The organism is Paenarthrobacter sp. NPDC057355 (genome assembly GCF_042667405.1).
In the GTDB taxonomy this organism is placed as follows: Bacteria; Actinomycetota; Actinomycetes; order Actinomycetales; family Micrococcaceae; genus Arthrobacter.
In genome coordinates, this window is sequence record NZ_JBHVAL010000004.1 from 226,946 (window position 1) to 246,210 (window position 19,265).

Genomic DNA, 19,265 nt, shown 5'->3' on the forward strand with positions numbered 1-19,265 from the left:
TCACCGCCACCTGAAACGAGAGACCATGACCAAGCCTGCCCCCTTCTTCCTCGACTGCGATACCGGCATCGATGACGCCCTTGCCCTTGCCTACCTCCTGGCCGCCCCGAGGGCCGAACTCGTGGGCATTGGCACCGTGAGCGGCAATGTCAGCGCTGCCGGCGGTGCCCGGAACACCCTGGACCTGCTGAAGCTGGCCGGGCATCCGGACATCCCCGTCGCAGTGGGCGCCCATGATCCCCAGGTGGGCACTTTCCACGGCGGAGCCCCGCATGTTCATGGCGACAACGGGATCGGCGGCGTCGACCTGGCTCCATCCGAGCGGGAGCCCGTGGAAGCGACAGCCGCGGAACTCCTTGTCCAGCTGGCACATCAGCATGCCGGCGAGCTGCGTTTGGTGGCCATCGGCCCGCTGACCAACATCGCCCAGGCGCTGCGGCTGGAACCGAAGCTGCCGGAACTCATCGCCGAGGTCACCATCATGGGCGGGGCGGCGCTGGCACCCGGGAACATCACGCCCGTAGCGGAGGCCAACATTGCCAATGATCCCGAGGCCGCGGCGGAGGTCCTCGCGGCCGACTGGGACATTACCCTTGTGCCGCTCGATGTCACCATGACCAATGTCCTGGAGGAATCCCACCGTCAGGAACTGCTGGCAAACGAGCACCCCGTTTCACAGGCGCTGGGCGAAATGCTGGGGTACTACTTCGGCTTCTACGTGGATATCTTTGGCCGTGCATGCTCGGCGATGCACGACCCCCTCGCGGCAGCAATTGCCGTCAGGGGAGTGGAGCTGGATGTGGCCCCGAAGGTCCGCGTGAAGGTGGACACCACTGATGGCCCGGGCCGCGGCCAGACGGTATGCGACCTCCGTGGTCAGTACGTTGGCTTCCCGGACCAGCGTGGCGCGCGGTGCCGGGTCGTGCTGTCCATCGGGGAAGAATTCGCACCGCACCTGCTGGGAACCATGCAGGCGGCGTGGCTTAGCGAAGACCAGGTGGCCGCGCCTGTCGCCTGACTGGCGGGAGACTGAGGCATCGACGACGACGGCGGCAGCGGCCCGCCGTCGTCGTCCTTCTTTAAGCGGCTTTAGGCGTACATGAGCGAGCCCGGCGTTGTGAGCTTCTCGCCGGTTTCTAGCCATGTCTTCAGGCCTGACAGAATCATGGGCCAACCGCCGTAGAGCTGGTCATTGGCGCCCTCACGGAGCTGGTCGTGGGTCACCGTGAGGTGGCAGGAATCTCCCACCGGCTCGATTTCCCACGTGATCCTCGACGTCCCTTCGGCCTTCACGTCCTCGCCCCACAACGCCGTCATTGTCTGGACCAGCCTGCGTGGGGGATCGACCTCGATGTTCTCGCCCTCGCCCAGCGGAGCGTCCGCCTTGGGGTTGCGCATTTCGAAGCGGCTACCCGGTGTCCAGTCGGAGGTCAACGTGTTGCCGAACTGGTATTTGCTCCGGATCTCGCTGTTGGTGATGGCTTCCCAGAGCAGTTCCGGCGTGGTCTTGATGTAAATCTCGAAGATCTTTTCCATGGGACTTTCCAATCTGGATTTGAGGTCGCTGAGGGCAGCGGCCCATGGTTCTGCGTACTTGCTCACCCAACGGTCATGGATGAGGCGGATGGGGACCGGGTTCAGGAAGTGCAGCTTTTCACGCCCCCGACGGCGGACCACCACCAGTCCTGCATCTTCCAGCAGTTTGAGGTGCTTCGCGATGCCGAAACGGGTCATCTCGAACCGGGCTCCGAGGGCGGTGGCGGACTGGCCGTCCTCACGGAACAACTCATCCAGGAGTTCCCTGCGGGTGGAGTCTGCCAAGGCCTTGAACACGGCGTCCATGGCCTCAGAATAGGTGACTGTTTGGTCACGTGTCAACGGGTTTTGGTGCAGGTTCCGCGACGAGGTCCGCGTGGTTCCGCCAGATCGCTGGAAAGCAGCGAGATCGCTGGGTCCCTTCCGGGGGTCTACGCAGGCTTCCCACGTGTTCGGTGCAGGTGCGGGTGGCGAAGGGCTTGTACCTAGGACGAGCTGACCTGTTCCCGCAGGATATCCGCGTGCCCGCAGTGCTGGGCCAGTTCGCGCAGCATGTGCAGGTAGACCCAGCGGAGGGGCAGCGGTCCGCGGCGGTTGCCGTGGAGAAGATCGTCCAGCCCCAGAGCCGACGTAGCCTTCCGCGAAGCTTCGCAGGCTGCCGAGTAGTCCGCTCGGACGCTGGCGATGGTGTCACCTTCGGTGAGGATGAAGGACTCATCCGGCGTGGCAGGGATGCCAATCTCGGCCCGGGACCAGCAGGTGATGGCTTCATCGAACCACACCTTCTCCACGAAGGTGGCGTGCTTCACGAGACCCAGCAGCGTCGTACGTGAGGGGACCAGCCGCCGTCGTGCTTGTTCTTCGGTGAGCCCGTCCAAACACGTTTCCAACGCCCGGCGGTGTTCGTCCAGGAACGCCTCGAATTGCGTCCGGATGTCCTCGTGGGTGACGTCCTGCGTGGAGGCGCTCATGCGAAAACCACCGTACCGTCCTCGTCGATCCGCCAGCCGGGGTTGTGCGCAATCTCCCAGACGATGCCGTTGGGATCCTTGACGTGCCCGTGGAAGATGCCGCCGAAAGCACCTGCCTGTGCGGGCTTGATCAGCGTGGCGCCGGCCTTCACAAGTGCGTCGATGGTGCTGGAAACCTCATCTGGGCTGCCGACGTTATGGGAGAGCGTCACCCCACTCACGCCAGGGGTTTGGATGCCGCTGGCCAGGTCCTGGTCGAACTTTTCGGCGTCGAACAGGCCGAGCATCAAACCCGGGGCAACTTGGAAGAAGAGGATTTCGCCGGGCACATCCATGAGCGGCTCCCAACCGAGCCCGTCCTTGTAAAAGGCGCGGGCCCGGTCGAGGTCAGGCGTGGCGAACGTGATGAAGTGCAGTCGCTGGTCCATACGGACATGCTAGCGACAGGGTACGACGCCGGAACTTAGGCGAGGTGCTGGCGGGTACCGTTCAGGTGGGAAGCCGGGGCGTCGAAGAGCGCGGCGATGTGTTCGGCAAGTTCGGTGACGTGCGTGTAGCCGGGGAACTTGCGGTGCGGGGCGGCCTCCTTCATGGCGTCGTCCAACAATGCTTTCACAACGAAAACCACCGCGGCCGAGCTCTGTTCCTTGGGCTCAGTCTTGTGGCCTGACTGTGCTGCCTTGAAGCCGTCTGCGACGCCGAGGACCCAAGCTTCGGAGGCAGCCTTGATGGCCGAGTAGCTCGCCCCGCCTGCAGTCGGGTTCGCTGCTGCCGTTGCCGAGACGATGGCGAGGCGTCCCCGCGGCGACGCTTCCAGATCCGGGTAGAACACGCGGGAGGTGTTTCGGAGTGTCGTCATGATGCTGGTGTGGAGGACGTCCCAGTCCTCATCCTTCTGGCCCGTGATCCCCTCGCCTCCGCGCCAGCCGCCGACCAAGTGGATGAGTCCGTCCACGGAGCCAAGGTCGTTCCGGACCGAGGCCGCCAGCTTCTCAACCGACTCAAGGTTCGCGAGGTTGCAGGTGTAGGGGAGGACGCCGTCGTGGTTCTTGGCGAGCTCTTCCAAGCGGGTGGCGTCGAGGTCAACGGCGGCAACGCGGGCGCCCGTTGCGAGAAGCGCGGCCACGACCGCTTGGCCGGCGGCACTGGTTGATCCTGCCACCACGACGTTTGGGCCTGGGGTGGATGCCACGTCGTTGTGGTCATTCGTAGTAGGCAAGGTGTGTCCTTCCATAAGGTGATCAGGGTTGGAAGGAGCATATCCGTTGGGCAAGGGTGACTTATGCTCTGGATACGCCAAGGTAAGACTGTCTATTGCTAACTGGGCCGAGAGCTGTGTGAGCAAGCGAGTAGGTGGGGCTGCTTGAATTTGGCTGCGGGATGGGTCATAACAATCGGGGGCTATCCCGCCACGGCAGGCGTCTGCCATGGCCGGGCAGAGCAACAATGAGATATGGCATCTGAACGTCAACCAGGGTTACTCACGGTCGCGCGATGGCCCGCTTTGCTGTTTGCTTCGACAGCATTCCTGATCATGGCCGCGTCCGGATGTAGTTCCTCCCTGGGTGCCCCGCCGTGCATGCCGCCTCCCTATACAGTGAACCCGTCTTCGGCCCGACCCGGCGAGTCGGTGACAATTTCTGCGCCCGAGGCGAAATGCGATCCCCGCTACGGTTCGGAGGCACAAGTACTCATCGTTATTACGGATGCCGCAGGCGTGGAGGTCCTGAAGGCCACGGCTCCCATGACTGACGCCGGGGCATTCTCGTTCACTGTTGAAATCCCCACGCGGACCGCCGCGGGGGTGTTGGCAGTGAACGCCTCGCCCGAAGGAATGGATTGGTGTGACGACACAGGGAGGAACAACCGCGTGGCTCTGAGTGCGCCGGAGCTGGAAAAAGCTTCCTGCGCGGTCCGGATGGAACCCCTGACCATCACCAAATAGCCGACTCGCCCCGGGCTGTTGAGGGGTAGTCTCCGGCGGTGGGAGGATGGAGCAGTGGAACCCCTATTCGACTTCCTTGGCAGTTACTGGTGGCTCATCTTCCCCATCGGCGGCATGGCCGGTGGCTGGGCCAGGTCATGGTCCAAAGCCAGCGAAGAGCGCCACCGTCGCAAGGTGGAACTGTTGAAGCTGCGCAACCAGTTGGCCGTGCACGAGGAAGCGAACCAGGCCGAGGTGGTTTCACTGATGGCCGCGCACGACTCCGTAAATCACAGATGGCTGGACTACGAGCTCGATGTCGGGAATCTCATCGATTTCCCTCTGATGACAGATGTTCGTGAGCCTCTGACGGTCGCGTTCCTGCGCGCCAAGAAGGAAGCCGACGGTCTTCGCCCCGGAGCGCCTGAAGAAATTTCGACGCCGGCCCGGCTCGCCGAGTACCGCGCCGCTGTCCACAGCTACGAACTCGCATTCGACGTCGCTGAGCGGGAAGCCCGGCGTATCAAGGACGGCAACTTCTCGGGCCCCGAGCGGCAACGGCTGGCGACGGCACGGAAGCTGCTGCGCATCGCCGAGGACACTGCCGCCACGCCCGCCGAACGGCAGACGGCGTACAAGCGTGCCCGGAAGGAACTAGACGGCCTCATTGTCCTTCCCGAGGCCACAGTTGCTGCGCTGGAAGGCAAAATCGCGGGGATGCTGGACACCCGCAAGGACCCGGACACGGACGTGAAGTTCGCTTGACGTCTGTGCGCTAGAGGGAAGAACCCAGTTCCACACCCGTTCGCCGTTAGGACCCGTACGACGTGGAAGGATCCTCGCCGCCTTCTGAGGGATCTGCCCGGAGGGAATCCGGATCACCCTCGGGCAGGCCCGCTGGCCCGGGGACGTCGCCCGTGGCAGAAGGTACGTCCCTATCGCCTTCCCGATCCTGGTTGCTGTCGCTGTCTGTCACGCCTTGATCGTGGTGAACGTGCTCTTCGTGCGTCTCACCGTGGCCGTCCACGGCGAACGAACGCTCGTCGGCTTGTTCCTCCGGTGTTTCCGAGTCCATGGCGTTGGAGCCTTCGCTGATGGACGAGTGGACCTGAACGTCGTCGTCCTTCTCACCGGGTTCCGGCACGCTGCCTTTTTCCAGGGGGTCGGAGGTGCCTGCCAGATCCTCCATGGCATTTTCAGTGGCCTTGCGGATGCTGTCTTCTACGCCCATCTGATGACTCCTTTGCACGAATGGTCCATTGCTGGACCGCGGTTTAGTGGGCCGCGCTTGCATAGTAAGCCTACTTACTTATTGCGTCTCCTGTAAACGTTGCCGGGGTTGACAAAATCGGATGTTGGTGGGGACGTTGCCGCAGGTCAGGTCGTCTTGCGATGCACTTTGTACCGGTGATCGTTGGGCGATAAGGTATTGCCAGACCGTTTTGCAGAGGGCGGCCCTTTTCGCTCCTTTGCTGTCTGCTGGGGACGCTTTTCAGTCAGTAGGAACGTGCATGGTCAACCCCCTCCCCGAGCAGGAAGCTCTCCGGAACGGATACTTTTTGGATCTGGTTCTGGGTAGTGAAGACGTTGAGGCATTTCTCAGCGATCTCGCAGCTTTCTCCGCCGAGAGCCTCTCCCACCCGGAGAGCCCCGTCTTCAGCGGCATCACTGTATTACGCCGCAAGAAGTCGGCAACCGCTGCCAGCAGCGACGAGCGCGCACGCGTCATGGATCAACTCCAGAGCACCTTCGAGGGTCCCTGTCTTACGGCCATGGACAAGCTCACGCCCGTGCTGGTTGAGGACCTCCTGAACGAGCACCGCTGGCCGGCATATGTCCAGGCCGCCTCGGATCAAGGCCTGCGGTCGATCCTCAGTGTGCCGCTGATGGTCGAAGGCGATACCCGCGCGGCCTTGAACCTCTACTCAGAGAAGGTCAAAGCCTTCAGTGAAGCCGATGTGGAACGGGCGGAGGTCTTTGCCCTCCATGCCGCCAAATCGCTGCGGCTCGCCCTGAAAATCGCCCAACTCAGCGACGCCCGGAACGACATGGCAGCGGCAATGCAGTCGCGCACGGTGATCGACCTGGCTGTCGGGGCGATCATGGCGCAGAACAAGTGCAACCAGGACGAGGCATTTACCATTCTGCGTACTGCCTCCAGCAACAGGAACATCAAGCTGCGGCACCTGGCCAAGTCCATCGTCGCTGCCGTTTCGTCGGGGAAGATCACGACGCACTTCGAGGAGTAGGGCGCCTGGTACCGACGCAGCGCGCCGTCCCACGCCAGCGAGATCGAACATGGCCTCGGCATCCAGATTCGCGGACAGCCCTCCACCGGAGCTGCGTATCTGAATCGAGACTGCCGTACTTGGAATGGCGGGAAGGTTAACTGTTCGGGCGGACTGCATTTTTTGCTGGATCATCGCCTCGGGCGCCTCACCATTGCCCCGGAATTCCGCGGGTCGGTGCCTGAGCAAGAGTGAATGATCCAGCAGAATCGCGCGCCCACGGAGTCCGCCCACCGAACCCGTTTGGTAACCCGAGGCAACCATGAAGCAGACTGGGTTGGGTGACCGCCAAAAATCCCCGTCCCGGACTCGCGATTGCAGCACTGAGCCTTGGAACGGCGCTGAACCCGCTGAATTCGTCCATGATCGCCGTGGCGTTAGTGGTCCTTCGGGAGCACTTCGCGCTCGACGTCGCCACGGTCACCTGGGTGATCACGTCCTTCTACTTGGCATCGGCGGCGGGTCAGCCGCTCATGGGCAGGCTCGCCGACCGGTTCGGGCCCCGCCGATTGTTTATGTTCGGCATGGCCTTGGTGGCGGTTACCTGCGCGATCGCGCCCTTCCTGCCGAACTTCGCGCTCGTCTGCGTGGCCCGCGCCCTAATGGCGGTGGGGACCGCCACCGCCTACCCGTCCGCCGTCGTAATGGTTACCGAGCTGAGCAAACTGGCAAATCTGCCCTCCACCCGACCGCTGGGCCGCATCCAGATGGCGAATACGTCCGCTGCCGCGGTAGGCCCGGTGGTGGGCGGCCTGCTGGTGAGCCTGGTGGGGTGGCAGGCTTTGTTTGCGATCAACGTGCCCATTGCCTTGCTCGCGCTATTCGTTGTGCGCCAGACGGCGCCCGCGGACTCAGGGCGCGAAACGGGTTCGTTGGGAACGCTTATCCGCGACTCCGACATTCCCGGCATTCTCGCGTTCGTTTCCTCGCTCATGTTGGCCATGATGGCCCTGCTCAACGTCCTGCCCGGATACCGCTGGTATCTTCTCGGCGGCGCTACGGTGATTGGCGCGCTCTTTGCCTGGCGCGAGCTGCGGTTCCGGCCTCCGTTCCTTGACCTGAGGCTGCTGGGCCGGAACCGTCCGCTGCTGCTGGTCTACCTGCTCTTTATTGTCTTCAGCGGCGTCTATTACTTCGCGTTCTTCGGACTTCCGCAGTTGCTGCAGGAAGCAGGCCATTACGACGCCGGTGTGGTGGGCCTGCTGATGCTGCCCCTTGCTGCGTTGTCGGTTGTGGTGACGCCGCTGACGGTGCGGTTCATTGAGCGGTTCGGCGTCCGTTCGGTGCTGATCGCCGGGGTGTTGATACTGACCATCGCAGCGGGAGCACTGGGGTTCCTGACTGCGACCCTGTGGGCGCCGGTGGTCTTCGTGCTCACTGCGGTGATGGGCGTCCCGTATGGGATGGTCAGCACGGCGTCCAACCAGGGCCTCTACGTGTCCGCCCGGCCGGAGGAGAGGGGAGTGGCGGCGGGGATATTCCAGACGTGCCGGTACCTCGGGGCCATCACGGCTACTGTCCTGATCGGCGTGCTCTACGGCTCAGGCGTGAACCAGGCCAACTGGGGTTTCATGGTTCTGGTGATGCTGGGGCTTAGTGCCGTGGTGTTGGTTCTTGCAGTGATGTGGCGGAAGCCCACGGCCTAGCAGCGGGCAACGAAACGGGACCCTGGCTGCGTGCCAAGGTCCCGTCCGGTTCCTAACGCCTAGCGGTTGAGGAACTCCTCGTGCTGGCGGTGTGCCTCGGCCACTTGCTCGCGGATCTTGTCCACGTCTTTGGCCTTGTTCCTGTACTTCAGGGGCATCTGCACGATCTGTGCTTCCTCGGCGGTCAGGGCGCGGTAGATGCGCTCGCGTTCGTTGGCATCGGCAGTGTAGTCGAGGTCCAGGTAGTCCACCGCGTGCCGGCGGGCGTTGTTGATGGCCGTCTGCGCCTTGCCTGCGGGGCTCAGGAGCGAGAGCGCAACGGTTATGACCAGGGTTCCAACGATCACAGACAACGAGAAGCCTGTGCTGATTTCGATGACGTTGACGTGCTCGCCGTCGTTGATGAACGGGAGGTTGTTCTCGTGAAGGGCGTGCAGGATCAGCTTGACGCCGATGAACGCGAGGATGGCTGCCAGTCCGTAGGAGAGGTAGATGAGGCGGTCCAGCAGGCCGTCGATCAGGAAGTAGAGCTGGCGCAGGCCCATCAGTGAAAATGCGGTGGCCGTGAAGACGATGAACACATTCTGGGTGAGGCCGAAGATCGCGGGGATGGAGTCGAGCGCGAACAGGATGTCCGTGCCGCCGATCGCCACCATCACCAACAACATGGGAGTCAGGGCACGCTTGCCGTTGACCATGGTGAAGAGCTTGTCGCCGTCGTACTTATCCGTGGTGTGGAAGAACTTCTTGGCCAGGCGGATGATGAAGTTGTTCGCTTGATCGTCGCCGTGGTCGCCGGGCTTGAGTAGGTTGCCTGCCGTGAGCAGCAGGATGAGGCCGAAGATGTAGAACACCCAGGCGAACGAGTTGATCAGCGCGGCGCCCAGGAAAATGAAGCCGGTGCGGGCGATCAGCGAGAACACGATGCCGAACAAGAGGACCTTCTGCTGATCCTCGCGCGGCACCCTGAAGCTCGCCATGATGATCAGGAACACGAAGAGGTTGTCGACCGAGAGTGCCTTCTCCGTGATGTAGCCGGCGAAGTACTCGGAGCCCATCTGAGCTCCGCCAAAGACCAGTACCAGGATGCCGAAGACGACGGCCAGTCCCACGTAAATGGACGACCAAATGGCTGCTTCTTTGAGCGATGGGACGTGGGCTTTGCGGATGTGGAAGAAGTAGTCAAAGGCCAAAAGCGCCAGAATGACGACGATGGTGATGCCCCAGATGAGGGGTGAGACGGTCATGTGATCCTGCTTTCGTGAGGCGCGCGAGTGGTGTTGCTCACCGAGGGTCAAACTCGTGTAATCAAATTTACCGGGTCCACAGCGGGCGCGGGTAACTGCAGGTATCATGGAAAGTACTTGACAATATGGAAAGTACTTTCCTAGGCTCAATGCACCAGACCAACTTCTTGGGGGAACAATGACAGAAAACATCAGCGGCCCATCCGCTGCAGAAGCCCGCGAACTCCTGGCCCGGGCGGAGGCCATCAGCGCCACGTCCACCAATACCGCCGCTTGGCCGGTCGCGGTGACCTTTACCAGCCTCGCGATCCTGGGTTCCTTGCTCATGATCGGCATGCACATCGTGCTGGTCACCGGCTATGGCGCCGCCTTGCTGGCTTGCTCCGTGGGCGCCTGGGCTGCCGTGACGGCCAGCATCTGGCCCATGTTCCAGCGCTCGACGAAGGCTGGGTACACCAAGCGCTTCCTGACATCCCTGTTGGCGTACTTTGCCCTGTACGTGGTGGCACTCGTCGTGGGCGCGTCCTTCTTCCGCGACGGCAATCTCTGGTTCTACATACCTGCGGCGATTGCTTTGGCAGGCATCGGCCTGGCCGCAGCCTTCCGCGAGCTGCGCGCATGAGCGCCCCGGCGGAGCACCCGCGCCACAAGCTCAACGAACTGGTCCATTCACCCGTCCGGTTCTCCATCATGGCTGCCTTGGCGGGGGCGGAGTCGATGGACTTCAAGGACATCCGCGATGCCATCCAGGTGAGCGATTCCGTCTTGAGCAAGCAGCTGGCCATCCTGGAGAAGGCCGGGTACGTGAAGATCAAGAAGAGCTTCGCAGGAAAGATGCCGCGGACTTCGGCCAGCCTCACTGCCTCCGGGCGTGAGGTGTGGGCGGCGCACCTGCAGACGCTGCGGGACATCGCCGGCGGCTGACGGCTGGCTCGCCGGGAAGCGTACGACGGCGAGACGCGGCGTGTGTGGCTCGCAAGACTTTCGCCTGGTGGAGCTGAAATCACGACGCCGGTTGGGTTGCGCTGGTCTTATCGGCCGAAGAGTTTCTTGCCAATTTTTGCGAAGACCCCTGGCTCCAACGACGGATCGATGATCGTTGGTTCGACCGTGAAGTCCGTTCCCCTATCAGTGACCGGGCGTCGCCGATTCTTCCAGTCAACGGAGTTGAACTGCGGGTTGTAGAACGGAGGAGTTACCTCCTCCGTCCGGAAGATATCCCACATCCAGGAAGGGATGTTGTCCGCAGTTCGCGGGAAGGCCAGGAGTTGCTGGGTCCATGTATGGGCGTTGGCAGGCTTTCCGCCGGGTGGCCAATTACCCTGATTATCTCTCTCCAAAAGTTCTTCATCGAAGAGTTCAAGCTGGCCAGCTCGGTCTGGAAAGACGTGGACGACGGCCGTGCTCCAGGTTCCTACGCCCGGCGTATACGCCAAGAGTCTGCATTCATCGAGCCAGACGTTCAAGCCTTCGTAGGAGAACCTATCTGTATCTGATCGGCCCGTATAGAAAAGGCGTGCGCCGGCAACCATTTGGCCGTGCCCGAACGTGCTTGTTCGGCGGTGGATCAGCACATGAACCACTTTGTCCATGTGCTGTGCGAAGCCCTCTGGCCCGAAAGCCTCGCCGGAAAGCCTCTGTAGTCCGAGCTCGACGTAGGGTTCTGAGTTCAAATCAAACGTGACCATTGGGGCCCATTTTCGTAGGGAGGCTTCGCAATATCCAATCGATTGGTTTTGCGGTCCCAGAATGACTGCGGGCGGGGGATGCGTAGCCGGCAAGACTGTCGCCTAACTGACCGAAAGGACGACGACGATCGCGGCGTGTCTGTCCTAGCCTCCGAAGAGTCTTTTGCCAATTTTTGCGAAGACACCAGGTTTCAACGAAGGATCGATGATAGTTGGTTCGACTGTGAAGTCGGTTCCCCGTTCGGTGACCGGGCGGCGACGGTTGTTCCAGTCAACGGAGTTGAACTCCGGGTTGTATAAAGGAGGAGTCACGCCTTCGGATGCGAAGGCATCCTGTATCCAGGACGGGATGTTCTCTGCTGTTCGCGGGAATGCCAAGAGCTCGGACGTGAGTGTCGCAGCGCTCGACGGCGCATTTAGCCGCCCTGACGTAGAGTGAAGCCCCTTGGTGAGTAGCTCTTCGTCAAAAACTTCGAGCCGACCTGGCTGGTCTGGATAAAGGAACACCCTGCACGTCATCCAAGTACCCTCACCGATTACGTAGCAGCGTTCTCGCAACTCAAGCAACCATCTGTCCATGGCCTCGTCTGAGAAATCTGAGGAGATATCAGCCTGCTCCCACTGGCCGTTGCGCTTTACGTCGTCGTACCGACGCGACATGGCTTGTTGGACAACCGAAGTGCTCACTACTTCTTCAGCACCGCTACCGGGTCCCCGCTCCGAAAATGCCTCGAGCTGGAGCCGTTTAAGCCCCTCTCTCACAAATTCATCGTGCAGCGTCCTACTTACTGGCATCGGTCGGTTCTCCATCCATGTTCAGGTTATTGAAACCTACCCTTTCTATCTCTTCTCCTTCGAAGTTATAGCGGAGCCGAACGCCGGAAGGTAAACCAGGTTTAGGTTCGGGACAAGCTGCACGCGGTCGGGCGCTCCAAGGGTGAGAGGAGGTCGACGGCGGCGGGCGCGGGATTTGGGGCTGGCAGCTTTCGCTCTTTGGCTCAACCGACCCCTATGCCTGATCAGTCTCGCTTGTCTTAGCCGCCGAAGAGTTTCTTGCCGATCTTGGCGAAAACACCGGGTTCCAAGGAAGGATCGATCACGGTCGGTTCGACTGTGAAGTCAGTCCCCCTATCAGTTACCGGCCGACGCCGATTCTTCCAATCCACAGAGTTGAACTCCGGATTGTAGATCGGCGGAGCTACGTCCTCAGCCTTGAAAATATCCCACATCCAGGACGGGATGTTGTCGACAGCACGAGGGAAGTGTAGGAGTTCTTCAGCCCAGACGCGGGCATCCGACGGGTGCTCGCCAGGGTACCAGTGTCCGTCTGGGTCGCGTTCCAGACGCTCCTCGTCGAAAAATTGAAGTTGGCCGGGGCGGTCTGGAAAGATGAACACTTCAGCTGTGGTCCAGGTTCCCGCACCAGGCCGATAGGCCAGTATGCGGCACTCTTCCAACCAATCGTTCCAAGCCTCTCGGGAGAAGCGCTGGTCCCCTGCCATAAAGCTCATACCTGACTCCGCCTGCATAGATCCATGCCACGACGTTCCCGAGACGTGATGAATAAATGTCGCAGTGGCCGAGGTAATGCCGACAGCAAACCCTGAGGGCCCGAACGCTTCCCTCTGAAGTCTCGCCAAGCCCCGCATGATCACAGGCTCGTCGCGCAGGTTGTAAGAAGTCAACTGCCTACACTCTCCCAATTGGTCTAGTTATTGAAGGTCTTGAATGTGGCACGGTCCTGGCTAAAGCGATACTCAAGCTCCAATTCCGGGGGACCATGCGCCTTTGACCACGGCGTAGGAATCTTCCCGAGTGACAGTGCCGGTGTCATCGGTGTAGTAGTTCTCACCGATGGCGGCCGCGGTCGGCAGGTCCTGGGGCGATGAAGGTCGACGACGGCGGTCGCAGGATCCGTGGGCGGCGCGAATGCCGCTTTACTGACATGTAAATGACGACGTCGGTCGGGTCGCGTTGGTCTTACCCTCCGAAGAGTTTCCGTCCGATCTTGGCGAAGACACCCGGCTCCAACGATGGGTCAATAATTGTTGGCTCGACTGTGAAGTCAGTTCCCCTGTCAGTAACCGGGCGTCGCCGATTCTTCCAGTCCACGGAGTTGAACTCCGGGTTGTACAAAGGAGGAGACACGTCCTCCGCCCGGAAGATATCCCACATCCATCTGGGAATGCTGTCTTTAGACCGCGGAAATGCGAGGAGTTGTTGCGCCCACGCGCTTGCTCCAGAGGGACGTGCTCCCGGGTACCAATGACCGTCAGGCATTCTCTCCAGAAGTTCCTCTTCGAAGAGTTCGAGCCTTCCGGGTCGGTCTGGATAGATGTGAACCTCGGCCGTTGTCCATGTTCCTAGGCCGAGCTTATAGGCACGAACATGGCACTCATCAAGCCACGCTGTCAATGAATCGTCCGAGAAGTGGAACGTACTTCCACGGGGCACCCGGCTGCCGCCTTGATACATTCGTCCGCGCCAGAAGGTGCTGCTGGATCTATGCACGAGGACATCGATTAGTTCACTTGCACCGAGAGCGAACCCTGAATTTCCGAAGGCTTCCTCCTGCAGTCGATACAGTCCGCTCCCAACCCACGGGTCCTCGCCAAGCTCAAAACTAGTCATACTATGAAACCTACTTACTCATCTTCAAATGGGGGCAGGTCTTTATACCACCGCGGTAGGTCGTATCTTCGATGGAGCAAAATCGACTACGGATAATGGACTCGATTTCAGCATGACTTTATCCTAATTTTCTAAGCTCCGAAGAGCTTCTTGCTTATTTTGGCGAAAACACCCAGCTCCAGCGAGGGGTTGATTACAGATGGTTCCTCCGTGAAGTCAGTTCCACGTTCGGTGACCGGCCGACGGCGGTTGTCCCAGTCCACCGTTCGCAGGTCCGGATTGTATAGAGGTGGCGTGATGTTTCCCGCCCTGAAGGTTTCCTGCATCCACTCCGGGATGTTTTCTGCCGTTCGTGGTAGGCCATAAGCTCGGATTTCCAAATTGCAGCATTTGACCGCGTGCTTTGCGATCCCGAGGAAGCAAAAAGTCCTCTCGTTGGCAGAACTTCGTCAAATGCTTCAAGTCGCCCGGGGACATCTGGGTACAGGAAAACTCGGTATGTTATCCAAGTGCCCTCGCCTGGTCTATAACACCGTTCGCGGACATCGAGAAGCCAATCGTCCATGGCTTCAACCGAGAAGCGGGCCGAAAAACTCGGAAAGACCCATTGCCCGTTCAGCCGAACGTCCTCGCACCTGCGCGAAATGCTCTGGCGTACGAGTGACGTACTGACAACCTCTTGGGCGCCATATCCCGGTCCACCCTCCGAAAAGGCTTCTACCTGGAGACGGGCCAATCCGGCAGCAACGAATGGCGTGTCAACAACTACGCTTTTTCTCATATTTGATCCTCCGGGCCCTCGGCACGATGAAGGTCGACGACGGCGGTCGCAGGATCTGTGGGCGGCGCGTCAGCCGCTTTACTGACCTGAAAATGACGACGTCGGTCGGGTCGCGTTGGTCTTATCCGCCGAAGAGTTTCTTGCCGATTTTGGCGAAGACGCCGGGCTCCAACGAAGGATCGATAATAGTTGGTTCAACTGTGAAGTCAGTTCCCCTGTCAGTGACCGGGCGTCGGCGATTCTTCCAGTCCACGGAGTTGAACTCGGGGTTGTAGATCGGCGGAGTTACGTCCTCAGTCCGGAAGATATCCCACATCCAGGACGGGATGTTGTCGACGGTGCGAGGGAACCGCAGCAATTGTTGTGCCCAAGTTGCGGCGTCAGAAGGCTTGGCTCCCGGGTACCAATTGCCGTTGGGCATCCGATCCAGGTGCTCCTCGTCGAAGAGATCCAACCGTCCTTCGCTCGTCGCGAAAATATGAACTTCGGCGGTGGTCCAGGTTCCTCGACCTGGAACATACGCAAGGATCCGACAATCGTCGAGCCACTTGCTAAGTGCCTCCTTCGAGTACTTGGCATCGCGTTCACGCTGCACCATCTCAGCGCCCAACTTCATGTGCCCTCGTGTGTAAGTCGACGAGGGTCGTTTAATGACAATGTCGACCACCTCGTCCATTCCCGACGCAAATCCGGTTGGGCCAAAGGCTTCACCCTGAAGCCGCTCAAGGCCATCCCTCACTAGAAGGTGACGATCAAAGTCGTATGTAGCCATTTTCTCAAGGATCCTTCAGCTCAAGAACGCTATATCCAAGCCTGCGCGTTGTTTCCGGGTCAGAATAAGGAAGATTGACGACGTCGGCCGCGGGATTCGCGGTTGCCGAAACTCTTGTATGGCTGAGCTGAAACAAATATGACGCTGGTCGGGTCTCGTATTTCTTATCCTCCGAAGAGTTTCTTTCCGATCTTGGCGAAGACGCCGGGTTCCAAGGAAGAATCGATCACGGTCGGTTCGACTGTGAAGTCAGTCCCTCTATCAGTGACCGGGCGTCGCCGGTTCTTCCAATCCACGGAATTGAACTCCGGGTTGTAGATCGGCGGAGTTACGTCCTCAGCCCGGAAGATATCCCACATCCACGGCGGGATGTTGTCCACAGTTCGCGGGTATCTCAGTAGTTGTTTGACCCATGTGGCAGCGTCCGCCGGGTGGGCACCGGGGTACCAGCGGCCATTCTCCATCTTTCGGAGGTGTTCCTCTTCAAAGACGTCCAGCCGCCCTGGCTTGTCAGGAAAGACATGAACTTCGGCCGTAGTCCAAGTTCCGAGTCCAGGACAATACGCGAGGTCACGGCACTCGTCCAGCCAATTATGGAGGGCTTCGCGGGAGAACTCATCTTTTCCACCCTTTAGCCCCCTACTAGTCCTCCGGTCTCCTTCAACCAAGTACCCATAGCCCATCGTTCTGGAACCGCGGTGAATTAAGACGTGGATGACCTCATCCGAACCATGGGCGAAGCCCTCAGGGCCATAGGCCTCATCGGACAGCCTATGCAGTCCATCGCTAACTGTTGCCACGGAACTCAGGTCGTTGATGCGCATCGCGTCTAGCCTAACTAGGGTTTGGGAAGGTTATTGAATCTTTCGAAGCTGATCTCTTCATCTCCGAACGCATAACTTAATTCCGTTGAGTCAGGTACTCCGGGTTTGTTTCCAGGAACAAGTTCCATCTCCCACTTTAGGTCCAGTTCCCGGCCTTCTTGTAGCCGTGTCTTGGCTTCATTGATGATATTCATCTCGATCTCGTGGAAGTTGACATCGTCGTTTCTCATACCTATACCGCGGTTTTGCCATGCGTGTTGTGGGAAGAGTCCGCCGCGTTCGCCGATGAAGCCCAGGGCTGAGGGGGCTGCGTGGCCGCCGTCGTAGCCGGGACCGCCGAGCCGGCCGGCTTTTAGTTGTTGCCATCCGTTGCGGTTGGCGTCGCCGACGAGGGTGGAGGTGATGTGGCCTTTGGCGGAGGCGAGGTCTCCGTTGGCGTCCATTTTGAGGGTGAAGGTGTTCTGCAATCCACCGTCGACTTGGGCGACCACGTTGTAGGTGACGTTCGGCATGGGTTTGTTCAGTTCGGGGGACCATGCGCCTTTGACCCCGGCGTAGGTATCTACCCGGGTGACGGTGCCGGTTTCATCGGTGTAGTACTTCTCGATGGTGTTTGCTTTGAGGGCGCCTGTGCTGTCTCTCATGAGGCCGCGGTGCTCGATGATGTATTCGGTGTTCGGCTTCAGGGTGGTGCGTGCGGCGAAGTTCTCTTTGCGGTAGACGGGAAAGGCGCTGTCGCCGTGCCGGTAGGTGACGGTGTTGGTGATGTTCTCCGGCGTCGGGAAGCGTTCCTCCAGGCTCGGTGTGTGGGCAGGGGAGGGGGCATCGGCGGCGGGGTTTTTGGGTGGCACGAAGGCCGGTGGGTTGTTCTCCCGGATCTTCGCGGCCTTGTTCTCGAGCAGGTCGGGGATCCCGGTTTGGATTCCGGTGCGGGTCAACAGGCCGCTAGGGTGCGGTACGACCGGGCCCGGGATGGTCGCTTCTGCTGCGCGCAGGCCGTTGGCGAGCTGTCCCATGCCGTCGGCGAGTCCATGTTTGGACGCGGTGATGGTGTCCAGGGTCCCTGTTTTGACAGTGCTGATCGCGGCCCAGCTCGCGTGGCGGGCTTGGGCCATGGTGTTGATGAGTTTAGCGGTGGTGTTGGGCATCAGGATGTCGGAGACCTTGAGGGTCAGCGAGCCGGGTTTGGCCAGGAACTCTCCGGTCGTTTTGAGGCCGTTTGCTGTTGCGCCGAGCATGGCTGAGAGATTTTGCAGGCGCGCGCTTTGCACGGTAGCGACGCTGAGTCGTTCGGCGATGGCGCCGACTTTGCTGGCCACTGCTCCGCTTTTCAGGGCCGTCCCGGCACCGTAGGAACCAACGAAGCTGGCAACGCTGAAGCTGGTCGCCCCAGCTGCCCAGTTGGGATTGGTTCCGGCTTCCTCGGCGTGGAGGAACGCCGGTCCCATGGATCCGAGCAGGTCCAGTGCTTTCTGGACTTCCGGGGCTTCTCGTTGCTTTCGTTCTTCATCCCAGGCTGACAGCGGCGTCAGGGCCAGCGTGGTCAACGCCCCTACGGCTGCACCCATGCCGGCCCAAGCTTGTTGCCTTTTGATGGGGTTGCCTGTGCCGACGAATGAGTAGACGCCGTCGATGAGTTCTATCGCTCCCGCGCCGAAGCCTTGGAGGAGGCCCAAGGTTCCGTTCGGTCGGTAGGGCACCGTTTGCTTGCCCCAAGGCTGGTCCTCTTGGGGATGTTCGATTCCAAGCGCTGTTCCTGCGTTCCAGAGAACCTCGTCGAGCCAGTTGCCGGACTTCATGTCCGGGCCTTCGGGCCGGGACGTGGTGTAGGTTTCGCCACCGGAAGCGACAGCCAGGGCGCTGGCGCAGCTGTTCTGTGCGGCGAGGTAGTCATTGTGGATGGCCTGGACCTCGGAGGCGAGACTGTCATGCCGGGCGGTGAGGTCCGCTTCGCCGGACCAGTGCTGTTGCACCCGGGTGGTGATCACTTCGTCCTTGAGCACCGTGGTCTTTTCCACGGACGTGGGGAACGCGCCGATGTCGGCGTCCAAAGCCTGGACCTTCCGTCCATACGCTTCCAGGCGCTGCTTCAGCTCACGGCACGTGGCCGAGAACGCCGCCAACGCCGTGGACGTCGATGCTCCTGCTCCTTGCACCCGCTGGGCTGAGGGCATGATGGTCCCGAACGCCGCCAGCACCGTGGGCGACTCATCTGAGGAATACGAGGAGGACAATCCCCGCCAGATAGCCGTTGAGGTCGCCACGCCGGCGAGGAAATCATCAGCGTGCTGCCGGAGCGACTGGGCCGCGGCGTCCAGGGCATTAACGTCGGGCAGAGCAAACCCACCTGTGGGGTTCAGCCCGGAAGGGCCAACATCAGCACTCATGTCAATCCTTTAGGCGTTTCATGGGCCCACTCGTGGGTGCCACAGGGGTGCGTGAATCGACCTGTCCGGCACTGCGTTGGGCAGCGGTCGCCATGGTCAGATCCCCTTGCTGGTAGAAATTCAAGGCCTGGGCGGTGGACACGATGACGTTCTCCGAGCGGCTTGCAACCTCGGTAGCGGCAGGGCCAAGCCTCAGCGTCACAACATCGTTCAGCGCAGCAAGGACCACGCCCGCATCATCCGGGATCGCCGCAGCGGCTTGTTGGAGTGCCGTGCCCATACCTTCAAGGCAGGGCTGGGCGCCTTCTACCTGGGCTGCGGTGGCCTTTATCGTCGATGACGCCGCGGTGACGTCTATGTTCCAGACAGCCATGATCGAGAAGCCGGGGGTTAGCCGATGCTCTGCACGGCGTTGCGGGCAGAGGTCGCGGCGGTGGTGGCGGTTTCGTCGTTTTGGCCCAGGGTGGTGCGGACCAGGGTGATGATGGCTTTGACTTCGTCGGCGGCGGTGTTCCAGCGGGTTTCGACGGCCTGGTATTCGGTGTCGACGCCGTCGGCGCGGAAGTCGGA

The 19,265-nt window shown here is 60.8% G+C and carries 22 protein-coding genes and 1 pseudogene; 7 read left to right on the top strand and 16 right to left on the bottom strand.

Annotated features, from left to right (window positions below; translation table 11 throughout):
- Positions 1 to 25 precede the first annotated feature (25 nt).
- On the top strand, positions 26 to 1,018 hold the full coding sequence (locus ACFUOZ_RS07680; RefSeq protein ID WP_377546389.1) for a nucleoside hydrolase: 993 nt from the start codon (positions 26 to 28) through the stop codon (positions 1,016 to 1,018).
- 71 nt (positions 1,019 to 1,089) lie between these two features.
- Here the strand turns inward: ACFUOZ_RS07680 and ACFUOZ_RS07685 are convergent, their stop codons facing one another.
- The 4 genes from ACFUOZ_RS07685 to ACFUOZ_RS07700 all read right to left on the bottom strand — a co-directional run bounded on the left by ACFUOZ_RS07685 (position 1,090) and on the right by ACFUOZ_RS07700 (position 3,780).
- Complete coding sequence (locus ACFUOZ_RS07685) at positions 1,090 to 1,842, bottom strand: ArsR/SmtB family transcription factor (RefSeq protein ID WP_377546392.1); 753 nt, start codon at positions 1,840 to 1,842, stop codon at positions 1,090 to 1,092.
- A gap of 179 nt (positions 1,843 to 2,021) precedes the next feature.
- Positions 2,022 to 2,507 (bottom strand): DinB family protein, encoded by a 486-nt coding sequence (locus ACFUOZ_RS07690; protein ID WP_377546394.1) that lies wholly within the window; start codon positions 2,505 to 2,507, stop codon positions 2,022 to 2,024.
- Positions 2,504 to 2,935: a VOC family protein gene (locus tag ACFUOZ_RS07695; protein ID WP_377546397.1), complete on the bottom strand. Its 432-nt coding sequence runs from the start codon at positions 2,933 to 2,935 to the stop codon at positions 2,504 to 2,506. Before ACFUOZ_RS07695 ends, ACFUOZ_RS07690 begins: the two co-directional genes overlap by 4 nt.
- Positions 2,936 to 2,970: 35 nt before the next feature.
- On the bottom strand, positions 2,971 to 3,780 hold the full coding sequence (locus tag ACFUOZ_RS07700) for an SDR family oxidoreductase (protein ID WP_377546450.1): 810 nt from the start codon (positions 3,778 to 3,780) through the stop codon (positions 2,971 to 2,973).
- A 357-nt stretch (positions 3,781 to 4,137) separates the two neighbouring features.
- Between ACFUOZ_RS07700 and ACFUOZ_RS07705 the strand changes: the two genes are divergently transcribed.
- Positions 4,138 to 4,452, top strand: a complete 315-nt coding sequence (locus tag ACFUOZ_RS07705) for a hypothetical protein (RefSeq protein ID WP_377546400.1) — start codon at positions 4,138 to 4,140, stop codon at positions 4,450 to 4,452.
- A gap of 54 nt (positions 4,453 to 4,506) precedes the next feature.
- Complete coding sequence (locus ACFUOZ_RS07710) at positions 4,507 to 5,196, top strand: hypothetical protein (RefSeq protein ID WP_377546402.1); 690 nt, start codon at positions 4,507 to 4,509, stop codon at positions 5,194 to 5,196.
- Positions 5,197 to 5,242: 46 nt separating this feature from the next.
- On the opposite strand, the gene ACFUOZ_RS07715 is transcribed toward ACFUOZ_RS07710, so the two are convergent.
- Positions 5,243 to 5,662 carry a hypothetical protein gene (locus ACFUOZ_RS07715; protein WP_377546404.1) on the bottom strand — a complete coding sequence of 140 codons (420 nt, stop codon included), beginning with the start codon at positions 5,660 to 5,662 and terminating at the stop codon, positions 5,243 to 5,245.
- A 280-nt stretch (positions 5,663 to 5,942) separates the two neighbouring features.
- Between ACFUOZ_RS07715 and ACFUOZ_RS07720 the strand changes: the two genes are divergently transcribed.
- The gene (locus ACFUOZ_RS07720) at positions 5,943 to 6,680 is read left to right on the top strand and encodes an ANTAR domain-containing protein (RefSeq protein ID WP_377546406.1); all 738 of its coding nucleotides are present in this window, start codon (positions 5,943 to 5,945) and stop codon (positions 6,678 to 6,680) included.
- Between the two features lie 320 nt (positions 6,681 to 7,000).
- A complete protein-coding gene (locus ACFUOZ_RS07725) occupies positions 7,001 to 8,365 on the top strand; it encodes an MFS transporter (RefSeq protein ID WP_377546409.1) in 1,365 nt (454 codons plus the stop codon).
- A gap of 59 nt (positions 8,366 to 8,424) precedes the next feature.
- Here the strand turns inward: ACFUOZ_RS07725 and ACFUOZ_RS07730 are convergent, their stop codons facing one another.
- Positions 8,425 to 9,612, bottom strand: a complete 1,188-nt coding sequence (locus tag ACFUOZ_RS07730; protein WP_377546411.1) for a TerC/Alx family metal homeostasis membrane protein — start codon at positions 9,610 to 9,612, stop codon at positions 8,425 to 8,427.
- Between the two features lie 178 nt (positions 9,613 to 9,790).
- On the opposite strand from ACFUOZ_RS07730, the gene ACFUOZ_RS07735 reads away from it, so the two are divergent.
- Together ACFUOZ_RS07735 and ACFUOZ_RS07740 are read left to right on the top strand one after the other, a co-directional pair.
- Complete coding sequence (locus ACFUOZ_RS07735; protein WP_377546413.1) at positions 9,791 to 10,234, top strand: hypothetical protein; 444 nt, start codon at positions 9,791 to 9,793, stop codon at positions 10,232 to 10,234.
- Entirely contained in the window at positions 10,231 to 10,536 is a 306-nt protein-coding gene (locus ACFUOZ_RS07740; protein ID WP_377546415.1) for a winged helix-turn-helix domain-containing protein, read from the top strand. Before ACFUOZ_RS07735 ends, ACFUOZ_RS07740 begins: the two co-directional genes overlap by 4 nt.
- 107 nt (positions 10,537 to 10,643) lie before the next feature.
- Here the strand turns inward: ACFUOZ_RS07740 and ACFUOZ_RS07745 are convergent, their stop codons facing one another.
- From ACFUOZ_RS07745 to ACFUOZ_RS07790, 10 genes and pseudogenes are all read right to left on the bottom strand, one after another.
- On the bottom strand, positions 10,644 to 11,300 hold the full coding sequence (locus ACFUOZ_RS07745) for a hypothetical protein (protein WP_377546417.1): 657 nt from the start codon (positions 11,298 to 11,300) through the stop codon (positions 10,644 to 10,646).
- 144 nt (positions 11,301 to 11,444) lie between these two features.
- On the bottom strand, positions 11,445 to 12,110 hold the full coding sequence (locus ACFUOZ_RS07750; RefSeq protein ID WP_377546419.1) for a hypothetical protein: 666 nt from the start codon (positions 12,108 to 12,110) through the stop codon (positions 11,445 to 11,447).
- Between the two features lie 224 nt (positions 12,111 to 12,334).
- A complete protein-coding gene (locus ACFUOZ_RS07755) occupies positions 12,335 to 12,985 on the bottom strand; it encodes a hypothetical protein (protein WP_377546422.1) in 651 nt (216 codons plus the stop codon).
- Between the two features lie 295 nt (positions 12,986 to 13,280).
- Complete coding sequence (locus tag ACFUOZ_RS07760; protein WP_377546424.1) at positions 13,281 to 13,931, bottom strand: hypothetical protein; 651 nt, start codon at positions 13,929 to 13,931, stop codon at positions 13,281 to 13,283.
- Positions 13,932 to 14,062: 131 nt separating this feature from the next.
- Positions 14,063 to 14,257, bottom strand: a complete 195-nt coding sequence (locus ACFUOZ_RS07765) for a hypothetical protein (RefSeq protein ID WP_377546427.1) — start codon at positions 14,255 to 14,257, stop codon at positions 14,063 to 14,065.
- 576 nt (positions 14,258 to 14,833) lie between these two features.
- Positions 14,834 to 15,328: a hypothetical protein gene (locus ACFUOZ_RS07770; protein WP_377546430.1), complete on the bottom strand. Its 495-nt coding sequence runs from the start codon at positions 15,326 to 15,328 to the stop codon at positions 14,834 to 14,836.
- Positions 15,329 to 15,648: 320 nt separating this feature from the next.
- The gene (locus ACFUOZ_RS07775) at positions 15,649 to 16,308 is read right to left on the bottom strand and encodes a hypothetical protein (RefSeq protein WP_377546433.1); all 660 of its coding nucleotides are present in this window, start codon (positions 16,306 to 16,308) and stop codon (positions 15,649 to 15,651) included.
- 14 nt (positions 16,309 to 16,322) lie between these two features.
- Entirely contained in the window at positions 16,323 to 18,695 is a 2,373-nt protein-coding gene (locus tag ACFUOZ_RS07780) for a hypothetical protein (protein WP_377546435.1), read from the bottom strand.
- 1 nt (position 18,696) lies between these two features.
- Entirely contained in the window at positions 18,697 to 19,068 is a 372-nt protein-coding gene (locus ACFUOZ_RS07785) for a DUF6507 family protein (protein WP_377546438.1), read from the bottom strand.
- Positions 19,069 to 19,085: 17 nt separating this feature from the next.
- Positions 19,086 to 19,265 (bottom strand): annotated as a pseudogene (locus ACFUOZ_RS07790) (hypothetical protein); the annotation flags it as partial.

Coding starts and splice junctions, on each gene's coding strand:
- ACFUOZ_RS07695 (WP_377546397.1), bottom strand. CDS start 2,935: ATGGACCAGCGACTGCACTTCATCACGTTCGCCACGCCTGACCTCGAC.
- ACFUOZ_RS07680 (WP_377546389.1), top strand. CDS start 26: ATGACCAAGCCTGCCCCCTTCTTCCTCGACTGCGATACCGGCATCGAT.
- ACFUOZ_RS07760 (WP_377546424.1), bottom strand. CDS start 13,931: ATGACTAGTTTTGAGCTTGGCGAGGACCCGTGGGTTGGGAGCGGACTG.
- ACFUOZ_RS07720 (WP_377546406.1), top strand. CDS start 5,943: ATGGTCAACCCCCTCCCCGAGCAGGAAGCTCTCCGGAACGGATACTTT.
- ACFUOZ_RS07735 (WP_377546413.1), top strand. CDS start 9,791: ATGACAGAAAACATCAGCGGCCCATCCGCTGCAGAAGCCCGCGAACTC.
- ACFUOZ_RS07765 (WP_377546427.1), bottom strand. CDS start 14,257: ATGCAGGAAACCTTCAGGGCGGGAAACATCACGCCACCTCTATACAAT.
- ACFUOZ_RS07740 (WP_377546415.1), top strand. CDS start 10,231: ATGAGCGCCCCGGCGGAGCACCCGCGCCACAAGCTCAACGAACTGGTC.
- ACFUOZ_RS07785 (WP_377546438.1), bottom strand. CDS start 19,068: ATGGCTGTCTGGAACATAGACGTCACCGCGGCGTCATCGACGATAAAG.
- ACFUOZ_RS07690 (WP_377546394.1), bottom strand. CDS start 2,507: ATGAGCGCCTCCACGCAGGACGTCACCCACGAGGACATCCGGACGCAA.
- ACFUOZ_RS07750 (WP_377546419.1), bottom strand. CDS start 12,110: ATGGAGAACCGACCGATGCCAGTAAGTAGGACGCTGCACGATGAATTT.
- ACFUOZ_RS07745 (WP_377546417.1), bottom strand. CDS start 11,300: ATGGTCACGTTTGATTTGAACTCAGAACCCTACGTCGAGCTCGGACTA.
- ACFUOZ_RS07770 (WP_377546430.1), bottom strand. CDS start 15,328: ATGAAGTTGGGCGCTGAGATGGTGCAGCGTGAACGCGATGCCAAGTAC.
- ACFUOZ_RS07730 (WP_377546411.1), bottom strand. CDS start 9,612: ATGACCGTCTCACCCCTCATCTGGGGCATCACCATCGTCGTCATTCTG.
- ACFUOZ_RS07715 (WP_377546404.1), bottom strand. CDS start 5,662: ATGGGCGTAGAAGACAGCATCCGCAAGGCCACTGAAAATGCCATGGAG.
- ACFUOZ_RS07780 (WP_377546435.1), bottom strand. CDS start 18,695: ATGAGTGCTGATGTTGGCCCTTCCGGGCTGAACCCCACAGGTGGGTTT.
- ACFUOZ_RS07775 (WP_377546433.1), bottom strand. CDS start 16,308: ATGCGCATCAACGACCTGAGTTCCGTGGCAACAGTTAGCGATGGACTG.
- ACFUOZ_RS07685 (WP_377546392.1), bottom strand. CDS start 1,842: ATGGACGCCGTGTTCAAGGCCTTGGCAGACTCCACCCGCAGGGAACTC.